This is a genomic window from Candidatus Thiodiazotropha endoloripes (assembly GCF_001708965.1).
Classification (GTDB): Bacteria; Pseudomonadota; Gammaproteobacteria; order Chromatiales; family Chromatiaceae; genus Thiodiazotropha; species Thiodiazotropha endoloripes.
Genome location: NZ_LVJW01000007.1, coordinates 239,479 through 256,263, shown reverse-complemented (window position 1 = coordinate 256,263; position 16,785 = coordinate 239,479). Strand labels below are relative to the sequence as shown.

The window sequence follows — 16,785 nt, the reverse complement described above, 5'->3', positions numbered from 1 at the left end:
TCGACATGAAGGATGACGTGGTAGTGATTGGACATCACGGCATAGGCGCAGATATCGATGGCAAAAATCTCAGCCAACAGCTTCATGCGATCGATGATCCACCGTCGACGATGTTCATAGCTTTTCCCGGAAAGCGTATCGAATCCACAAAGAAAAGCACGCCTGACGTAGCGTGATACGCAATGGTAATAGGGGGTTTGATCCAGCAGAACCAGAGTTTTCCTTGGTTTTGGCATCGTATCACTCCTTGATAACAGATGATTCACATAGATTGCCAGATGTAAGTAAACTTGGCAAATTATGGATGGGAATTATGGATGGGTGTCCATATACAAGGTGATATACAACCATCCATATACAACCGATATACAACCAAGCACCCGGCCCATAATCGCCGGCTGGGCGGTAGAGTCAGGTGAAGCAAAAATGAAACCATGCGCAAAGCGGTTAATCCAGGGAAGTATGGCCAGGCGTTAATGGGATTACCACGGCATTTTGGTCGTGTGCAGATACGCGATTTCGCCCTTTAGACTTTGAGTGGTACAAGGATCGATCAGCAAGCTCGATAAGTGTATGCCAATTTTTACATCCATTGACTGCAGAACAAGATGCAATACCGGCGCTTATCGTTACCCGGCCTAATGCGCATTCACGATGTTCTATGTCAGCATCAAAGATAGCCATGCGCATCCGCTCAGCAACAATTAAAGCACTATCCTGGTTGGTGTTCGGTAAGAGTGCGACAAATTCCTCGCCTCCGTAGCGAGCCAGGAAGTCACCTGATCGCTGTAGAGTTTCCCGTAGGACAGTTGCAATCATGCGTAAACATTGGTCACCTACTAAGTGCCCATATGTGTCGTTGAATCTCTTAAAGTAATCAACATCGATCATGACGGCGGACAGGGGCGTATGTTCCCGACGAGCACGTTTTATTTCTAGTTGCAGGACTCGCATAAAATGCCGTCGATTAGGTATCTGGGTTAACTCATCAGAAAGAGATATCCTGCTTAGCTCCTTCTGGGTTTTCTCTAACTCATGATTCAGGGAGTTCAAGTCATCATTTTTCTTTACTAATTCTTTCACAAGATCTTCGTGCTCGAAGCGATACTCAAATCCATCAGCAAAGGTCTTAGCTGCAAGCTTATGAGAGACTGTAAGCATGAGGGTAAAAAGTATGAGCATGATCGTCATGACCAGACTTAGAAGATTTCCTTGCGATGCACTAATGGATATGGCAGGAATCAGCATCGGTAAGATGTAGAGTAGATAGGTGAATCTGTCACTGGCCATGGATGAAAAGGCGCCAGCGCTCATGCCTGCGAGGGTAAACAGGAAGAGCAAGGTGTAGGTGTCGTTCAACTCGGGGCTAAAAATAGCAAATCCTGTCCCCCAAACTACTCCTGTTACAAAGACTCCAAGGCGAAATTCAAGCATTTTGCTTTTATCCGAGGAGAACTCCCAGCTTTTTTCCAGAGACAGGCTGGTGTGTGTCATACGTGCTATTGAGACCAGGGTCATCAATATAAGCCAAGTCACTAAATAGGATGGCTGTAGCGTGAACCAATAAACAGAACAAAGCAGAACTGCATTGATGATGTTAAAACTGATAGCGCGCACGCCTCCCTGGTAGAGAAAACGAACGCGTTGGTGATAAACACGCTGTATTGTTGTTGCAGAGGGTGTCGTTAAATTAGCCACTATTGATTTCTCTTATGAGTGGTTTTTTTATTATAGTTTTACATAGCCTTTTTATCGGAAAATTTACCGATATCTTTAGTTGGCTTTTTCTCACGTGAAGCTTTGCAGTTAAATCACCGATTATTAAAGATATTTTCAGCTTGAAATGTCAAGAATCGAAGGCTTCCTGTATCACAAAACCTAGTCAGTAGTTAGATGGATAGGCAAGCCTGGGCTGGTTTGCTTGCCGATTTCGGCATTACTCGACTTTTAAGGTACGCTGCGACATGAATTGTAATCCTCCCCGATAATTGGGCCATCGATAATAAGAGTTCTCCGGTTAAACTATGACCAACGGGGGAATGAAAATGAAACGATCAAAATATTCTGAGACACAGATTGTCCGGATATTGAAAGAAGTTGAAGGCGGCAGGATGGTCAAGGAAGTCTGTCGAGAATATGGGATTTCTGATGCCACCTATTACAACTGGAAAAGCAAGTATGGCGGTATGGAGGCATCCGACATTAAGCGCCTGAAGGAGCTGGAAGAAGAAAATCGCAAGCTCAAACAGATGTTTGCCGAACTGAGCCTGGAAAATCATGCCCTAAAGGATGTGATCGAAAAAAAGCTCTAAAGCCAGCTGAGAAACAGCATCTTGTTGACTACCTGCGAAGTGAGCATGAGATGAGTCAGCGGACGGCCTGCAAAGCCATGAACCTCAGTCTCAGTAGCTATGTCTATGAGCCTGATACAGATCGTGACAGGCCTGTGATTGATGCTTTACAGCAGCTGGCAGAAAAAGAGCCAACGTACGGCTTCGGGTTAATGTTCGATACATTGAGGCGAGAAGGCAAACCCTGGAACCACAAACGGGTTTACCGCATCTACAAGCTGTTGAAGCTGAACATGCGGCGCAAAGGCAAGAAGCGATTACCCAGTCGCAATCCAAAGCCGCTGACAGTACCGAAACAAATCAACCAGTGCTGGTCGATGGACTTTATGAGTGATGCTCTGGCTTGTGGCAGACGATACAGGACATTCAATGTTGTTGATGATTTTAACCGCGAAGCTTTGGCCATTGAAATTGACTTAAATCTGCCAGCTCCCAGAGCGATACGTATTCTGGAGCGGGTAGCTGAACAACGAGGCTATCCGAAGAAAATCAGGCTGGATAATGGTCCTGAAATGACATCAGTTGCTCTGGCAGACTGGGCTGAGACACATGGAGTGACATTGGATTTTATCCAACCAGGGAAGCCAACTCAGAACTCGTTCATTGAGAGGTTCAACAGAACGTATCGGACTGAGGTATTGGATCTGTATCTGTTTAGCAGTCTGACTGAGGTTCGAGGTATCACTGAAAAGTGGATCAGAAAATACAACGAAGAGCGGCCGCATCAGTCACTCGGTAAATTAACACCTGTCGAATACCGAAAGAAATATGAGCAGGAGAACTCTAATTTAGGCTGGCACTAAAATAGGTGGGTTTACAAATGCTTCTAACTCAGGGGCCGGCATCGGTCGCACAAAGTAGAATCCCTGCCCACATTTGCAACCCTGCTGAAGCAGAAACTTAAGCTGATCTTCGGTCTCGATACCCTCCGCCAATACATCCAGTGACAAATTTGTAACCATGCTGATTATGGCTTTGGCAATGGCTACATCATTTTATCCTGTGGGATATCAGACACAAATATCTTGTCGATCTTAAGGTGGGTAAGAGGCAGTTGATTGAGATAATTTAAAGAAGAATAACCTGTACCAAAATCATCAATCACGACTTTAACGCCGATTTTACGAAGTTGCCCAAGTGCTTTTGGATGGGTGTCCATCTACACTATCTACACTTTTATCTAAACTTTTGATGGGTGTCCATCCAGACTTCTTCATCCAGACTTCTACACTCTCTCTACACTTCTCTACACTCTAACGTCTACACTCTAACGTCTACACTCTAACGTCTACACTCTAACGTCTACACTCTAACGTCTACACTCTAACGTCTACACTAATCAGAGTTTTGCGGCACAGTATCTGTTCCGTCCCTGGCTTTTCGCCTGGTATAACGCCGCATCTGCTGCTCTGAGAAGACTTTCTCTTGTCTTGTGATGATCAGGAACGATGCATGCCAGTCCGATGGAGCAATTGACAGAGGAGCTTCCTTCCCCCCAGGTGGGTGTTATCTCCGATATAGCATGCAGCAAGGATTGAGCAATTGTCGCCGCAGCTGTTTCATCCGTGTTGGGTAACAGGATAACGAACTCTTCCCCGCCGAATCTCACAACAGTATCAGTGATTCGCTGTACTTTTTTTCTAAGTGCTAAAGAGACCTCTTTCAGGCAAGCGTCTCCCGCGAGATGACCATGCCTGTCGTTGATTGATTTAAAGTGATCGATATCGATCATCAACAGGCCCAGGGGGATTTGCAGGCGGCTGCATCGAGACCACTCCTCAACAAAGTGATCATTGAAGTACAGACGATTGTAAAGCCCGGTGAGCGGGTCGGTGGCACTGACTTTCTCCAGTTGTACCGCTCGCTCCTCAGCCTCTTTTTTGCTCTTGATGGCAGTCCAGTAGTCTCTTCTTGAAACACGGGCCGCCTCTATCACGTAGATGGTAGAGAAGAGTGCCAGCACCGCCAGCATGTGATCTTCATCGCCAAAAAAGATCAGACCAATGGAGATCGTAGGAACATAGATCAAAAGCGGATAGAGGATGCTGGTAAAAAAGGAGATGCTAAGTATAGCGGTGCCTCCAAGTGCAAATGCGGCAAGGATAATCATGTAGGGGTAGTGCAACTCTTCATAGGGACTACCGTAAACAACCCAAGCCGATACCCCACCCCAGTGCAGCGCGCTAAACAGAATCAGCCCGACAAGAACCCGGTACCTCTGGTTGGGGTTGGCGGAAGGGTCCTTCTTGAACCGCAGGTAGTGAATGCTACGGGCCAGAGCGACAACGACAAACAGAAGGGTATTGGCATAGAAGATCAGTGGGGTGCGCTGTTGCATCCCAACCCATAACGCCGGAATCAACCAAACGACCAGGTAGATAATGATGCCGCCGCGGGCACGTAGGACTAGGTCTTTATAGGCTTGCAGTCGTAGACTGGTCAGATTCCGCATATACTACTGATAAAACTAGAATATTCTCGCTATCCCGTCCCTGCCCCCTGCGCTGAAACCTCTCAACGAATCCTATCGCAACCGGACACGCTGACTGCCGACACGGGCCACACGCTGTTCCATTTCCGGTATAATCAAGTATATAGGCTCTGGGTAATAAAATAGGCTCCCTGTTCACCATTCCACTCCCAGCGGTTGTTGACGGATCTTCATCTACAAGTGTCGGAAGCATACCCAGCATGACTTGCAACGCCTGGCGCTCATCCTCTCCCCTAACCCCGTGTATAGGAAGAATAAACAGCCTTATTACGCGGATCCAGCAGAACCAGAGTTTTCCTTGGTTTTGGCATCGTATCTCCTTGATAACAGATGATTCACATAAAATTTCCAGATGTAAGTAAACTTGGCAAATTATGGATGGATACTGCCTGACACCGTCTGGAAGGTGCGCGAAAGAGCTGAACAACGCGAACTCAACCCTACGAAGTAAAAAGCTTACTTGCCAGCAGTACCATTGCGACTTTTATACTGACTGTTAAAACCTGGCCAGTGTCTCACCGCTCTTCTCGATCCAGCCGTGGATCATCTTCTTGGTGGTCATGCCGCTGCTGCAGTTGCCGTCCTTGTCGATGGTGATGATGCCGCCACGGCCTTTGACCTTGCGGCTGAGATAGTCGAGTCCGGCCTGGGTGGCCTGGGGACCGTTCATCTGTTGCATGAACATGAAGTCGGAGACGGTTTTGCCGATCAGGGTACGCATGAAGTCCTCACCGTAGCCGGTGGCGGAGACGGCGCAGGTCTCATTGTCAGCCCAGACCCCGGCGCCGACAATGGGGGAGTCGCCGACCCGGCCCATGCGCTTGTTGACGATGCCGCCGGTGGAGGTGGCGGCAGCCAGGTTGCCGTCGGGATCGCGGGCCACGGCGCCGATGGTGCCGTACTTCTGGTCCTCGCTGTCGGACTCGTCGTGGTCGAGCATGATCTTGTGCTTTTTTCGTGCCTCTTCCAGCTGCGCCACCCGGTCGGGGGTATAGAAGTAGTTATCGGGCTCACGCTGCATGCCGCAGTGGTCGGCGAAGTGCAGCGCCCCTTCGGAGATCAACATCACGTGTTCACTCTCGGTCATCACGTAGCGCGCCAGCTGGATGGGATTGGCGATGTTCTGCACTGCCGCCACCGCACCAGCGGAGAGATCGCGGCCGTCCATGATGGCGGCGTCCATCTCCACCTTGCCGTACTCGTTAAGTACCGAACCGCAACCGGCGTTGAAGACCGGGTCGTCCTCCAGCAGCGAAGCACAGGTCTCCACTGCCTGCAGGGCGGATCCTCCCAGCTCCATCACCTCGCGGCCGTGCTCCAGTATGCGGCGGATGCTTTCCAGATAGCGTACCGCGACCTTCTCATCTTTTACGTTGTCGAGGGCGCCCGCGCCCCCGTGAATCATCAATGAATAGTGACCCTGTTGGCCCATGTGTCAAAACATCCAGATCGAACCCGGCCGGGGCCGGGGATAAAGTCAGTCGAGTCGTGCGGCAAGCTCCCGCTGCACCATCTTCTGATAGTGCTCGGATCCTGCGATCAGGAACATCAGCTTGCCCGCCAGTACCGTACCCCAGTTGACCAAGATCACGCCCTGGCCGCTCTCGTGGTCGTACTCGAGTCCGGAGAGATCGATGTCGGCCAGCTTGCGGTGACGGGTCGAGAAGGTGACGGCGTACCACTCGGGGATACCCATCTTAGCCGCAATCAGGGTGGGATACGAGGCGCCGTTGAAGCGGGGATTGCACTCGATAGCGGGAAAGCGCAGGCCACGATCGGTCTGGGCCACTGCCACGTCGAAGGCGAAGATGCCCTGCATGCCGTGCTTGACCATCCACTCGGCCATGGGCTCGACGATATCCCAGGGCTCGTGGGAGGCAGGGTGACGGTTGCCCTGGTGGACGAAGCCGTCGAGTATCTGCTCGGTGGCGGCCAGACGGTAGAGCTGACCATGCTCCACGATGTATTGAAGATTGAGAAAGTTCTCGGCGATTACCTCTTCCTGGATCTGCACCGGCACCCCAGGTTCGAATTTGGTCAGGGCTTGAGCCAGTTCTGATCCGTCGTCGCAGCGATAGATGCCCACCCCTGACACTGAGATCGCGGCTTTCAGATAACAGGGAAAGACGACATCTTGAAGCGCCTCCGGCGTGACGGCGTCCACACTATTGAAACAGATGGTTTTCGGTGCGTCGACGCCCAACTCCTCCGCCAGGGCCATAAAGTTGTTCTTCGAGTTGATGAAATCCACCGTCTCGAACCAGCCCGAGTCGCCCCATACCCGGGCCTCGTGAGGCCCGTAAAAGAATACCGAGGGGCGGAATCCCGCATGTCGCGCCAGTTGCCCCAGATCGAGGTTCCAGATCACGTTGCGGCTGTAGGGCAGGCCGACCCGCTGGTAATGGGACTCGATATCCCGCCACAGGGGCTGCAGATCGGGGTGCAACTGGATGATATCCCCAGGATCGGTAACGCCCAGGGCCCGGCCGGAGTAGAGATGGTTGCCCTGCACACCATCGGCGGTGCAGTGCATGATGTCGTGATTGAGCACATGTTTGACCGTCATGTGCTGGTGACTGAGTGCAGCCGACATGAGAGACCTCCATGATGTGGTTTAGTTATCGAACATCAGATTGTTCTCGCAAGGATTGGGCCAGGGGAATTGGCCGGATACTGGGTAAAATACGCACAGAAACTGCACAAACGGGGGGGAGTTAGGCACCTTTTCGCCCTATTCTGGTGCGAGCCAGACAGAGGACACTGCACATTCTTTCAGCGCTTTAGAAAAGCTTGCTTGGGAACAGGCAAAGATCCAAGGGGCGGTTTATTGCATCTTGCCGGGCTGGATTGCATAAGAAAAAGTATACGGCTGATATCATGAGCTCCGAGGGTAAACTAAACAAACAAAAAACCAGGTCAGGCATTATTTGCATTATGCTGTTTGGCTGAATCCTGAAAAGGCTGAAAGGCTGAGATGCTTTTGGCAGCGCATTGAGTGGACTGAATCGTAAGCGCCCTCTGTCGATTGATTCTTAAGCTCTGGAAGGGGTTACATATTCCCATTGAGAGCCTGATTGGTTCTGACAACTCTGACCTCAACCATGACAAAAATGCATAAGTCACTTTGATTATTAACCCGGGTTAACCTGCTCCCCCTTTCAGGGTAAACTCTCCCGTCTGACTGTTAGCCGCATACCGATAGCTGGCTCCCCACCAAGACTAAAACGAAACAGACAAATGACTGAGTTAAAGATACTCTGCGAACACCGCCCATCCTCCATGAAGCTGGAGATCCAGGGGGTCTACGACTGGCCGATCTGGAGCAAGGAGGTGTCGAAATTCGACTGGAGCTACGACCAGACCGAGATCTGCTACTTCCTGCGCGGCAAAGTGATTGTCACCCCGGAGGGGGGGTGAACCCCAGGAGTTCGGCTGCGGCGACCTGGTGACCTTCCCGGCCGGCATGAAGTGCACCTGGGAGATCCTTAAGGATGTGGAAAAGCACTACGCCTTTGAATAGTCGTCTCCCCGCCTGATGACAAAAGCCGCCAAAAGCCAGCAGCACACGCCGATGATGCAGCAGTATCTGCGCATCAAGGGCGAACACGCCAACATGCTGGTCTTCTACCGCATGGGGGATTTTTACGAGCTCTTTTTCGCCGATGCAGAGAAGGCCGCACGACTGCTCGACATCACCCTGACCAAACGGGGCCAGTCGGCGGGCAAACCCATCCCCATGGCTGGGGTCCCCTACCATGCGGCCGAAGGCTATCTGGCACGGCTGGTGAAACTTGGGGAGTCGGTGGCAATCTGTGAGCAGATCGGCGATCCAGCCACTACCAAGGGGCCGGTGGAACGCAAGGTGGTGCGTATCGTTACCCCGGGGACCCTGACCGATGAGGCTCTGCTGGAAGAGCGCCAGGAGAACCTGCTGGTCTCGGTCAATGAACAGAAGGATGGCATGGGAGTGGCCGCTCTGGACCTGGCCAGTGGTCGCTTCACCATTCAGCAGGTGGCCACCATGGAGGCTTTGGGAGGAGAGCTGGAGCGTCTCAATCCGGCGGAAATTCTGCTTGATGAGGAGTCGTCCCTGCCAGAGACCATCAGCCTTAATTGCGGTATCACCCGTCGTCCGGTATGGCACTTCGACTTCGACTCTGCAGAACAGTTACTGAGCAGGCAGTTCGGCACCCGGGACCTGGGCGGTTTCGGCTGCCAGGACCACCCCTCCGCCGTGGGCGCTGCCGGTTGTCTGCTGCAGTATGTGGAAGAGACCCAGTTCGGTGCACTGCCCCATATCCGCGGTCTGCAGGTTGAGCACCGGGACCAGAGTGTGATTATCGATGGGGCCACTCGAAGAAACCTTGAACTGATCCACTCACTCAGCGGACAGTCCCAACACACACTGGCCGGCATCATGGACCGCACGGTCACTGCAATGGGCAGCCGCAAACTGAAGCGCTGGATCAGTCAGCCACAGAGGGACCGACCAACGGTTGCCAATCGTCACGCTACCATCCAGGCACTGTTGGAGTCCGATCTCTATCCGGCGTTGCAGGAGATTCTGCAGGGCATCGGCGACATCGAGCGCATTCTTTCCCGGATCGCCTTGAAGAGCGCCCGACCCAGAGACCTGTCCACCTTGCGCGACGCACTTGGCGCCCTGCCCCAGCTGCAACCGCTGCTGGCAGGTCTCGACAGTCCGCTGACCCAATCCCTGGCTATGGAGATCGGTGAACACCCGCAACAGTATCAGCTGCTGTTGACCGCAATCATCGAACAGCCACCCATGCTGATCCGTGACGGTGGAGTGATCGCTGAAGGCTATGATGCGGAGCTGGATGAACTGCGTGCCCTCTCCCAGAACGCCGATCAGTTTCTGCTCGATCTGGAGAGCCGGGAACGGGTACGCACCGGCATCGCCAATCTGAAAGTGAGCTACAACCGGGTGCACGGCTACTACATTGAGATCAGCCGCAGCCAGTCGGACAAGGCGCCGGATGATTACATACGTCGCCAGACCCTGAAGGGTGCCGAACGCTTCATCACCCCGGAGCTGAAGAAATTTGAGGATCAGGTACTGAGTGCCAGAGAACGCTCCCTGAGCCGGGAGAAACTGCTCTATGATCAACTGCTGGAGCGTTTGGCTGAGTCCCTGTCCGCGCTGCAACAGTGCGCGGAAGGCCTCTCCCATCTGGATGTACTGTGCAATCTGGCGGAACGGGCGCAGAGTCTCAATCTGGTCCGTCCGGATCTGGTTGACGACCCCGGATTGAAAATCGTGGACGGTCGCCACCCAGTGGTTGAACAGGTCAGTCAGGATCCCTTTGTCGCCAACAGCGTAACCCTCGACCAGCAGCAGCGGATGCTGGTGATCACCGGCCCCAACATGGGTGGTAAATCGACCTTCATGCGTCAGATTGCGATCATCACCCTGCTCGCCTATGCGGGCAGCTTTGTACCGGCCGCCTCGGCACAACTGGGACCGGTCGACCGGATCTTCTCCCGTATCGGGGCCTCGGACGATCTGGCTGGTGGTCGCTCCACCTTCATGGTTGAGATGGAAGAGACCGCCAATATTCTGCACAACGCCACCGAACAGAGCCTGGTGCTGATGGATGAGGTGGGCCGTGGTACCTCCACTTTCGACGGGCTCTCACTGGCCTGGGCCTGTGCTGTGGAACTGGCCACCTACCTGCGCGCCTTCACCCTGTTTGCCACTCACTATTTTGAACTCACCACACTGCCCGAAGAGTATCCGGGAATTGCCAATCTTCACCTGGATGCGGTCGAGCATGGAGAGAGCATTGTTTTTCTCCATGCCGTCAGAGAGGGTCCGGCCAACCAGAGTTACGGTCTGCAGGTGGCGACCCTGGCTGGCGTACCGAAAACCGTAATCAAGAAGGCAAGGCAACGGCTGCTGGAACTTGAGGCCAGCGCGCAAAAACATGCGGAACAGCAGCAGAGCCAACTTCCCCTTTTCAACCTTTCTCCTGAGCCTGCCGAACCCTCTGCCGTGGAGAGCCTGCTGGAGCGGATCGATCCCGATCAGCTGACCCCCCGTCAGGCATTGGAGCAACTCTATCTGTTGAAAGAGAAACTGGAATCCAGTGAATCCTGAATTCCCCAAACGTAACAATCACCGAGGTGTTTAATGAGCGATCATGTCTATAAAAAGATTCAGTTAGTCGGCTCCTCCCAGAGCAGTAGCGACGATGCCATTCGAAATGCCATTGCCCGGGCAGGCGAGACCATCAGTAACATGGGGTGGTTTGAAGTTGTGGAGACCCGCGGGCATATTGAAGATGGACAGGTCGCCCACTGGCAGGTGACGATCGATATCGGATTTCGTTTGAAGGATTGATCTACTGATTATTGAAGAACTTATCTGCATGTAAGCAGTGGCTCTGCCTGTATTGAACCGGGCAAGCTGAGGTGCGAGCCTGTCACATCCTATGATATTTACCTTTTTGATAGGATGCGCACATTATGGTAATCCCTGATATCGAGGGGCATTCACCACTATATTCAATTGCTTTACAACAGCCTAAATTGGAATGTGACACTTTGATGACGGAGTCACGCCAATGGATGCACGTAAAAATCCAAGAACAAAAACATCCTTTCAGGTCACCTTTGTATCCAAAGCCAATGGGGTCAGCCAAAATCGGACCATTGCCGACATCAGCCAATCTGGCCTGTTTGTCAACGCATTGAGTGGAGCAAAGCTCAACGATCACTACCGGGTGTTATTCAGGAGACCGGGACAGGTCGAGTCGATACAATTGACCGCACAGGTCACCCGCATCAATCACCGGGGTACCGCGCTGACATTCCGTCAACTCGATCCACAGGAGAGCCGTTTTCTGTCTGAGTTGACCAATCCCAACTGGGATGGCAAGGATCTGCTGGAAGGGGTTATCAAGCATGGCATTCTCGAAAACACCACAAACTTCGCCGACTGCATGCGCTTGACCTCACTGCTCAGCAGTGATTATCGGTTCACGTCGAGAGGTGAGAGTATCAACTAGTGGGCCGATCGAGGCAACGCTCCTTCTGTCCGGGCGGTTAAGGCCTGTTAACACTAATCCACAAACTCAAGGGAGAGCTCCCCGAGGGTGATTCGGTCACCATTGCTCAGCTCAACCCCACCTGCCTTGATCGGTTTCCCATTGATCATCGGCACGTTGTCGCCACCTACCTTCAACAGGTAGTAACCGTTATGACGATGATTGATCAGGATCAGGTCACCACCGGGTTTTCCAACACTGAAGAAGGAGCGATCAATCACCCGCTCCTCGCCTTTATGATCACCCTCAAGGAAACGGACTTTTGCCGTACCGTTCTGTGCCGGGCTGCCGCTGGGTGCTGTTGATGGAGCAGCCGGTTTCATTGCAGGTTTCTCCGCCGATAGAGCAGCTGCGACCGTTACTTTATCATCAGCAACTGGTGTCGTGGATATTGCCGGTTTGATCGGTTGAGCCGGAGTGGCAGCCGCTTCTGCCGGAGTAGTCTGAACCGGTTTGATAACCACAGTGCGATCCGGATCTTCCTCTTCCATCTCATGATGAGGAAGTTGCGCAATATAACGCAGGTTGTACTTGCCGATTTCGATCAAGTCTCCATGCTTGAGAAACCTTTTCGTAATCACATCCCCATTCACACGGGTACCATTGGTGCTGCCTTCATCCTCAATGGAAAAGCCACGAAAGACACGCAGCAGAGTAGCGTGATGGCGACTCACCGAGCGATCGCCGAGACAGACATCACAGGTCGCATCCCGTCCGATTAACAGTCGTTTATCTACAAGAGGAAACTCTTGTGGGGACTCATCGTCACTCAGAACTACGAGTTTTTCCATACATCATCTACCCAGGTATTCAATTATCACTTTTTTCATTGTTCAGTGCTTAATTGTGGCCGCACTACAATCACTGAGATGTTATCGACGCCGCCACAGCGACAGGCAAAATCGACCAGTTCATTCACCTGCTGCTCAAGATCCAGATTTTTGTTTTCAAGAATACTTTGCATTTCATCATCCGTCACCATACCGGTCAGTCCATCCGAGCAGAACAGATAGAGGTCACCCTGCTCAACTTCCGATTCGGCAATATCAGACACTATCTCAGTTTGGGATCCCAGTGCTCTCGAAAGCACATTGGTGGGAACGCCAGCCATCATCGCCTCTTCCAGATTGGCAAAGTCACCCAGATTAATCATTTCCTGGATCAGTGTATGGTCTATCGTCAACTGTTCCATTCGGCCCTGGCGTAACCTGTAGAGTCTTGAATCACCAACATGGGCATAACGAATACTGTTTTGGTCGAACACACCCATCACCAGGGTTGTTCCCATTCCTTGATACTCGGGCACTTGCTCAGCCAGTTCCAGAATGGCCTGATTGACCGTCTCGATCGACACTCGCATGGATAACTCATCAGGCATGGTCTCACTGGTCCTGCCCACGATCAGCTGGCTCGACAGCAGATCGACAGCCAGTTCACTGGCCACTTCACCGGCATTGGCTCCCCCCATACCATCGGCCAGAATCAGCACACCGAGATCCGGGTCACCGCCGATTGCGTCTTCATTTTGCTCTCGTACCATACCTTTATCGGTACGCATGGCCACTTCTATAATCAAGCTCTCTCCCAAGTCCGCTTTTTTTGATTGAGATCAAAGATTGATGGATCGGCAGACGACCACATCAAGATCTGATCAAACATAAAGGACCAGACCGGTAATCTCAACTGTGTAAATTACCAGACTAGTCCATTTTTTTCAGGTAGGGTTGGGGCGGATCCATGACCCTGACTCTTTATTAGTGTAAGCGAGTTGTTGTGCTGCAGGATTTCAATCACTTCCCTGATCAAGCTAGAAGCACAGAAATCCATCGATCTCTGATCAAATCCCACACGAAACCAGGGGATAGACATGATATCCCCGCAACCCGATTCAGTTAATCACATGTACTCTGTGTGAATCTCACCAGTAGCATGCCAGATTGATCTTTACTGGCTCTCTGCACCATTCCGACTGGCCAGCTCCATATCCATCTCATTCAGGATGGAACTCATCTTTTTGGCCGGAATATAACCGGGCAGCATATCCCCACTCTGTAGAAAGATCGCCGGCGTTCCATTCACACCCAGCAACTGGCCCAGTTGAAAGTGATCTCGAACCGGGTTTTCACAGTTCTTGACTGGAATCTCCACACCCGACTTGGAGAGGGTCATCGCTTCGTTCCTGTCATCGGCACAGAGTACGGAGACAGCCTTTTGGAAGGATTCACTGCCGAAGCCAGCCCTTGGATACATCATATAACGCACCCGGATTCCCAGATCGTTATAGTCCTTCATCTCCTCGTGGAGTTTGCGGCAGTAACCGCAATCGATATCGGTAAACACGGTAATGGTATGTTTGTACTCTTCGGGGGCAAATATAACCATGTTATCTTCACCAATCGACTCGATATAGACCGCCTTGGCCCTGGAGATCTTCGGGGTGGTCAGATCCTGTCGCTTTTCAATATTGAAGAGCTTGCCATTCAGCAGGTGTTTACCATCCGCGGTGACGTAATAGAGCTGCGGTCCAACCATCACTTCATACAGGCCATCCACAGCACTGGGTGTAATACTGCTGATCTCGCCGCTTTTCAGCACTTTGTTCATGCCGCTACGCACATTCTGTATATCCGCGTCCTGTTTGGACACTTCAGCATGCAGGGTTGATGTCATCAACAGAGCAGGCGCCATGATCATAGCCTTCACAAAGCCAGGGAGAGGATTGCCTTTGGTTATAAGTTTCATTTAATTTAATCCCGAAAATTCTGATATTGGAGCGGTAAACCATAGTCCGATTCCCGCATGAGTGTGATCACCTGCTGCAGATCATCCCGTTTTTTGCCACTCACCCTGAGTTGATCTCCCTGAATCTGAGCCTGGACCTTCAACTTGCCTGCCTTGATCGCTTTCACCATTTTCTTGGCTATATCTGTTTCGATTCCCTGCTTGATCAATACCGCCTGTCTTGCGGCATTGAGGCTGGTTTCGGGCTCCTTGATATCCATAGCAGCTACATCAACACCCCGTTTGACCAGTTTCTGGCGCAGAATATCCATCATCTGATTGAGTTGGAATTCCTGTTCGGCCTTAAGGTTGATCTCGCTCTCATTTTGCTCAAATTGAGCATCCACCCCTTTGAAATCAAACCGGGTACCGATCTCTCGGTTTGCCTGATCCACTGCATTGCGAACCTCCTGCAGATCTACCTCGGAAACGATATCGAATGATGGCATCAATGGAACCCTCTGTATTGGCATGATTGGCTGCGACTCTACCACATCCCTGAGGATTGTTATCAGCCCGGTGATCAAATAGTTTGCTCTGGTTGCGCTGGGAATCAGACGGGGTTGATCGCCCAGTGCAGTCTCTCGAACAGCAGACAGCAGAATCTTATCGGCCTGCTCACCTCACTGATATGAACGCACGCCCCCTTCAGAGAATACCCCCAATGACACCCAATATTCCCTATTAATATTATGATGTTAGAGACACTTCTTTAGGTTCAACAAAACCTGGCTTTTTCAACCCCGCGGATGGTGCCGGGCATGTAAGGATTTCAATCTCTCCCGGGCAACGTGGGTATAGATCTGGGTTGTGGATAGATCGCTATGCCCCAGTAGCAACTGCACCACCCGGAGATCAGCACCATGATTGAGCAGATGGGTGGCGAATGCGTGACGCAGTGTATGGGGAGAGACGGTCTGGGAAATTCCGGCGGTTGAGGCATGTTTTTTGATCCGATACCAGAAGGCCTGTCTGGTCATCCCTGTGCCGCGACGGGTGGGAAACAGATGGTCACAGACCCGTGCCCCCAAAAGTACCGTTCGTGCGCCGCTGAGAAAACCTTCCAGCCAGCCTTGCGCCTCATCCCCAAGCGGAACCAGCCGCTCCTTGCCCCCTTTACCGGTGACACGCACTACCCCCTGGGTCAAACTGACCTGCTCCGGACGCAACTCTACCAATTCCGAAACCCTCAGTCCGGTTGCATAGAGCACCTCGAGCATGGTGCGATCCCGCTGACCCTCCGGATCCTCAAGATCCGGAGCATTCAAAAGCGCTTCAACCTCCGCTTCGGAGAGAGATTTCGGCAGCGGTCTCCCCAGCTTTGGCGCCGAGATACGCACACTGGGATCCGCTTCAATCCGCCCTTCGCGCAAACAGTGTTGATAGAACTGGCGTAAGCAGGAGAGTAATCTGGCACTGGAGCGGGGCTTTACCCCCTGCATACTCAAGCTTGCCAGATGGTTTTGCAGATCCTCACGACGGGCACTCAACAGGCCCCTGCCGTTTTGCTCCCGTAATGCAGCAGCGATTTTTCGCAGATCCGATTGATAGGCCGACAAGGTATTCTGACTCAAGCCCCGCTCCATCCAGAGTGCGTCCGCGAATGCCTCGATTAGCCTTTGATCCTCTTCTTCTCTACTCACGACTGAACTTCTGCAATCTGACCTCTGGTTGGAGCACAGCTATTGCCAATAAATGCTTCCTCCGATTATGGCAGGTTATAGCTGAGAGCTAAATTCCATACCCCTTTCACCCGGTGGATTGATCGGAGAATCGAAATTCCTTTGTTGATTTGAACCCAGGCACCAATCGAGGCTATAAAACGCTCAATTATTTCCACAGATCTTGTGGATAACTTTGTGGGTAAAGTCACCAAACTCCCCTGGAACCCTTGATCCTGCTGTACCCTTTTTAGATTGTGTAATTTCTATACAATTAATATATTACTTTATTTTTCATACCTTTACATATCTATTATAATAATTTTAATTAAATAATTTCATTAAACGGTCAAATGTTCGCTTCCCGGCAAAAAGGTGTGTATAAACAGTATTGACAGGAGCCTCTATAAGTGATCTATAGAATGCCACTT

Annotated in this window: 16 protein-coding genes and 1 pseudogene; 5 read left to right on the top strand and 12 right to left on the bottom strand. The window is 51.6% G+C overall.

The features are described from left to right. Both A3193_RS20220 and A3193_RS19500 read right to left on the bottom strand, forming a co-directional pair. Window positions 1-236, bottom strand: a 236-nt coding sequence (locus A3193_RS20220; RefSeq protein WP_479686398.1) for a transposase, incomplete at its 3' end; no start/stop codon positions are given. A 211-nt stretch (window positions 237-447) separates the two neighbouring features. Beyond that, on the bottom strand, window positions 448-1,698 hold the full coding sequence (locus tag A3193_RS19500; RefSeq protein ID WP_141694631.1) for a GGDEF domain-containing protein: 1,251 nt from the start codon (window positions 1,696-1,698) through the stop codon (window positions 448-450). Between the two features lie 347 nt (window positions 1,699-2,045). On the opposite strand from A3193_RS19500, the gene A3193_RS19490 reads away from it, so the two are divergent. Continuing rightward, a protein-coding gene (locus A3193_RS19490; protein WP_414630437.1) for an IS3 family transposase occupies window positions 2,046-3,154 on the top strand; the annotation gives its coding sequence in 2 pieces (ribosomal slippage) (window positions 2,046-2,307 and window positions 2,307-3,154; 1,110 coding nt in all). Here A3193_RS19490 and A3193_RS21140 read toward each other — a convergent pair. From A3193_RS21140 to A3193_RS19475, 5 genes are all read right to left on the bottom strand, one after another. Continuing rightward, the gene (locus A3193_RS21140) at window positions 3,140-3,313 is read right to left on the bottom strand and encodes an EAL domain-containing protein (RefSeq protein WP_083218884.1); all 174 of its coding nucleotides are present in this window, start codon (window positions 3,311-3,313) and stop codon (window positions 3,140-3,142) included. The two genes, A3193_RS19490 and A3193_RS21140, sit on opposite strands and share 15 nt — an antisense overlap. Window positions 3,314-3,336: 23 nt before the next feature. Beyond that, window positions 3,337-3,510, bottom strand: coding sequence for an EAL domain-containing protein (locus A3193_RS20210; protein WP_083218882.1), 174 nt, complete (start codon window positions 3,508-3,510; stop codon window positions 3,337-3,339). Window positions 3,511-3,690: 180 nt separating this feature from the next. Then, entirely contained in the window at window positions 3,691-4,803 is a 1,113-nt protein-coding gene (locus tag A3193_RS19485; RefSeq protein ID WP_069015640.1) for a GGDEF domain-containing protein, read from the bottom strand. A gap of 535 nt (window positions 4,804-5,338) precedes the next feature. Next, window positions 5,339-6,274: an isoaspartyl peptidase/L-asparaginase family protein gene (locus A3193_RS19480; protein WP_069006345.1), complete on the bottom strand. Its 936-nt coding sequence runs from the start codon at window positions 6,272-6,274 to the stop codon at window positions 5,339-5,341. Window positions 6,275-6,319: 45 nt separating this feature from the next. Beyond that, complete coding sequence (locus A3193_RS19475) at window positions 6,320-7,435, bottom strand: ATP-grasp domain-containing protein (RefSeq protein ID WP_235615056.1); 1,116 nt, start codon at window positions 7,433-7,435, stop codon at window positions 6,320-6,322. A 644-nt stretch (window positions 7,436-8,079) separates the two neighbouring features. Between A3193_RS19475 and A3193_RS19470 the strand changes: the two are divergent. The 4 genes and pseudogenes from A3193_RS19470 (at window position 8,080) to A3193_RS19455 (ending at window position 11,873) form a co-directional block, all read left to right on the top strand. Further along, window positions 8,080-8,362 (top strand): annotated as a pseudogene (locus tag A3193_RS19470) (cupin domain-containing protein). Between the two features lie 15 nt (window positions 8,363-8,377). Beyond that, the gene (gene mutS, locus A3193_RS19465) at window positions 8,378-10,963 is read left to right on the top strand and encodes a DNA mismatch repair protein MutS (RefSeq protein ID WP_069015639.1); all 2,586 of its coding nucleotides are present in this window, start codon (window positions 8,378-8,380) and stop codon (window positions 10,961-10,963) included. Between the two features lie 33 nt (window positions 10,964-10,996). Continuing rightward, on the top strand, window positions 10,997-11,206 hold the full coding sequence (locus A3193_RS19460) for a dodecin (RefSeq protein ID WP_068992205.1): 210 nt from the start codon (window positions 10,997-10,999) through the stop codon (window positions 11,204-11,206). 223 nt (window positions 11,207-11,429) lie between these two features. Continuing rightward, a complete protein-coding gene (locus A3193_RS19455; RefSeq protein WP_069015638.1) occupies window positions 11,430-11,873 on the top strand; it encodes a PilZ domain-containing protein in 444 nt (147 codons plus the stop codon). A 53-nt stretch (window positions 11,874-11,926) separates the two neighbouring features. Here the strand turns inward: A3193_RS19455 and A3193_RS19450 are convergent, their stop codons facing one another. The 5 genes from A3193_RS19450 to xerD form a co-directional block, all read right to left on the bottom strand. After that, complete coding sequence (locus tag A3193_RS19450) at window positions 11,927-12,703, bottom strand: FHA domain-containing protein (protein ID WP_069015637.1); 777 nt, start codon at window positions 12,701-12,703, stop codon at window positions 11,927-11,929. Window positions 12,704-12,738: 35 nt separating this feature from the next. Next, window positions 12,739-13,488 (bottom strand): PP2C family protein-serine/threonine phosphatase, encoded by a 750-nt coding sequence (locus A3193_RS19445; RefSeq protein ID WP_235615055.1) that lies wholly within the window; start codon window positions 13,486-13,488, stop codon window positions 12,739-12,741. A gap of 368 nt (window positions 13,489-13,856) precedes the next feature. Then, window positions 13,857-14,654: a DsbC family protein gene (locus tag A3193_RS19440; protein WP_069006351.1), complete on the bottom strand. Its 798-nt coding sequence runs from the start codon at window positions 14,652-14,654 to the stop codon at window positions 13,857-13,859. Between the two features lie 5 nt (window positions 14,655-14,659). Next, on the bottom strand, window positions 14,660-15,142 hold the full coding sequence (locus tag A3193_RS19435) for a YajQ family cyclic di-GMP-binding protein (protein WP_069006352.1): 483 nt from the start codon (window positions 15,140-15,142) through the stop codon (window positions 14,660-14,662). 288 nt (window positions 15,143-15,430) lie between these two features. Then, the gene (gene xerD / locus A3193_RS19430; protein ID WP_071932443.1) at window positions 15,431-16,336 is read right to left on the bottom strand and encodes a site-specific tyrosine recombinase XerD; all 906 of its coding nucleotides are present in this window, start codon (window positions 16,334-16,336) and stop codon (window positions 15,431-15,433) included. Window positions 16,337-16,785: the final 449 nt, after the last annotated feature.

Bases quoted from the DNA above. Each gene is read 5' to 3' on its own strand.
- A3193_RS19475 (WP_235615056.1), bottom strand. From the start codon at position 7,435: ATGTCGGCTGCACTCAGTCACCAGCACATGACGGTCAAACATGTGCTC.
- A3193_RS20210 (WP_083218882.1), bottom strand. From the start codon at position 3,510: ATGGACACCCATCCAAAAGCACTTGGGCAACTTCGTAAAATCGGCGTT.
- mutS (WP_069015639.1), top strand. From the start codon at position 8,378: ATGACAAAAGCCGCCAAAAGCCAGCAGCACACGCCGATGATGCAGCAG.
- A3193_RS19480 (WP_069006345.1), bottom strand. From the start codon at position 6,274: ATGGGCCAACAGGGTCACTATTCATTGATGATTCACGGGGGCGCGGGC.
- A3193_RS19460 (WP_068992205.1), top strand. From the start codon at position 10,997: ATGAGCGATCATGTCTATAAAAAGATTCAGTTAGTCGGCTCCTCCCAG.
- A3193_RS19435 (WP_069006352.1), bottom strand. From the start codon at position 15,142: ATGCCATCATTCGATATCGTTTCCGAGGTAGATCTGCAGGAGGTTCGC.
- A3193_RS19440 (WP_069006351.1), bottom strand. From the start codon at position 14,654: ATGAAACTTATAACCAAAGGCAATCCTCTCCCTGGCTTTGTGAAGGCT.
- A3193_RS19485 (WP_069015640.1), bottom strand. From the start codon at position 4,803: ATGCGGAATCTGACCAGTCTACGACTGCAAGCCTATAAAGACCTAGTC.
- A3193_RS19455 (WP_069015638.1), top strand. From the start codon at position 11,430: ATGGATGCACGTAAAAATCCAAGAACAAAAACATCCTTTCAGGTCACC.
- A3193_RS19450 (WP_069015637.1), bottom strand. From the start codon at position 12,703: ATGGAAAAACTCGTAGTTCTGAGTGACGATGAGTCCCCACAAGAGTTT.
- A3193_RS21140 (WP_083218884.1), bottom strand. From the start codon at position 3,313: ATGGTTACAAATTTGTCACTGGATGTATTGGCGGAGGGTATCGAGACC.